This window comes from Henriciella sp. (genome assembly GCF_049649345.1).
Taxonomy (GTDB): Bacteria; Pseudomonadota; Alphaproteobacteria; order Caulobacterales; family Hyphomonadaceae; genus Henriciella.
In genome coordinates this window covers 1-1,846 of record NZ_JBARZC010000026.1, presented here as the reverse complement: position 1 = coordinate 1,846, position 1,846 = coordinate 1, and the positions used below count along the sequence as shown (strand labels likewise).

At 55.5% G+C, this 1,846-nt stretch carries 2 protein-coding genes and 1 pseudogene; 1 reads left to right on the top strand and 2 read right to left on the bottom strand.

Translation table 11 applies throughout. The annotated features are described in order from the left end of the window. A pseudogene (locus WA989_RS00705) lies at window positions 1-221 on the top strand (hypothetical protein); the annotation flags it as partial. Between the two features lie 3 nt (window positions 222-224). Here the strand turns inward: WA989_RS00705 and WA989_RS00700 are convergent. Together WA989_RS00700 and WA989_RS00695 are read right to left on the bottom strand one after the other, a co-directional pair. Further along, complete coding sequence (locus WA989_RS00700; RefSeq protein WP_424338615.1) at window positions 225-599, bottom strand: helix-turn-helix domain-containing protein; 375 nt, start codon at window positions 597-599, stop codon at window positions 225-227. 315 nt (window positions 600-914) lie between these two features. Then, a partial coding sequence (locus WA989_RS00695; RefSeq protein ID WP_424338614.1) for a CaiB/BaiF CoA transferase family protein occupies window positions 915-1,846 on the bottom strand: 932 nt, incomplete at its 5' end.

Below are 1,846 nucleotides of genomic sequence, written 5' to 3'. Positions count from 1 at the left end.
ATCTGCCGGAGCTTGTTCCGATCGAATTCTGGCTGACATACACCCAGCGCGTCCAGCATCTGTCGCGAGGCCGGAAATTCATTGACTGGATCAGAATGCAATTTCGCCATGAAACCAATCCCTGGTTCCAGGAGACGTTTCATCATCCGAAGAACTGGAGTGAGCAGAACCGCGAACGGCTTAGCACCGTGCGGCTCGCTCAATCCAATGCCAGCAAGTAGACGCTAGACCGTTTTCAGGATGGTTATGATGGCCTCGAGCTTCTTGGGGTCATCGATTGTGCGGACAAGACGGCTGACTTCGCTTCTATATTTGTCGACTTCGCTATTTTCGTCCGTGCTGTGGCTAAGAAGCGCGTCTTCCGGAAATAAATGCTCCACCGGCACAGCGAGAATATTTGCGATAGCAGCGAGCGTTCCGGCGCTGATACGGTTTGTGCCGTTCTCGTATTTGTGAACCTGCTGGTATGACAGGCCCAGTTTCTTTGCCAGATCGTCGAGCGTCATCCCGATGCGCCGGCGAGCCTGGCGTACGAGTTGACCGATCCCTCTGTCGGCGTCGCTAACTTTCCTCGGCGAAGCCGATAAAACTGTGCTCATATTTCCCCTCGACTGAATACATCATAAGTACATGAAAGACGCTTAAAAGTTCCACCTGAGATCGTGTAACAGCAATAGGCGTGCTTGGTAAAATAATGAAACGTATTGTATTTAAACAAAAAAATGGCCGCCAAAACTGGCGGCCAAGGTCTAGCAAGAAGGACATCAGACAGAAAACCAAACAAAGCGTGTTACGGCTCTCTGCTGATGAGCTCTTTATAGCAAAGTGTATATGAACCACGTCGCAGCAAACCTGTTGTCACTCATTCATATTTTGAGGCGGGCGCGCCTCTGCCTGAGATCTGCAGTGCACCGCTATTTGACACCCCAATCAGCCAAGATTTCATCGCTATGAGCGCCTGGTGCCGCAGGCGGTCTCTGAATGGCGCCTGGGGTCTTTGAGAACCGCGGCGCAGGCGCAGGTTGAACCACGCCCTCATAGGTGACGAACGTTTCGCGCGCCTTGTTGTGCGGATGGTCGGGAGCCTCTGTTAGCGAGAGAACCGGTGCAAAACAGACATCCGTCCCTTCCATGATCGCGGACCATTCGTCCCGCGTTTTGGTGGCCATTACCTTGGCAACCTTCTCGCTGAGCTCCGGCCAGGATGAACGGCTCATCTGATTCTGGAAGTCCGGATCGGTCAGCTCGGCTTTTTCGAGAAGCAGAGCGTAGAATTGCGGCTCTATGGAGCCGATAGACACGTATTTCCCGTCTTTCGTTTCATAACAGTCGTAGAAGTGGGCGCCGCCATCGAGGAGATTGTCCTCGCGCTCATCGCTCCAGACACCCATGGCTTTCATGCCGTAGAACATGGAGGTCAGCGATGCCGCGCCATCCGTCATTGCGACGTCAACAACCTGGCCTTCGCCGCCGCCTTTGGCACTGATGATGGCAGCGAGCAGACCGAAAGCGAGATAAAGCGCACCGCCGCCATAGTCACCGATCAGGTTGAGCGGCGGATAAGGGCGCTCGCCCTTGCGGCCCATGGCGCCAAGCGCGCCGGTTAGCGCGATATAGTTGAGGTCGTGTCCCGCCGCTTGCGACAGAGGCCCGAACTGCCCCCAGCCGGTCATCCGCCCATAGGCGAGTTTTGGGTTCCGCTTTAGAACCACATCGGGGCCAAGGCCGAGCCGCTCCATCACGCCCGGCCGGAAGCCCTCGATAAGGCCATCTGCTTTTTCGATCAGCTTGAGCGCCGTTTCGACGTCATCGGGATTCTTGAGGTTCAGCGCGATCGAACGCCGGC

What these genes read in the sequence shown, in the direction of transcription:
- WA989_RS00700 (WP_424338615.1), bottom strand. Translation starts at nt 599, where the DNA reads ATGAGCACAGTTTTATCGGCTTCGCCGAGGAAAGTTAGCGACGCCGAC.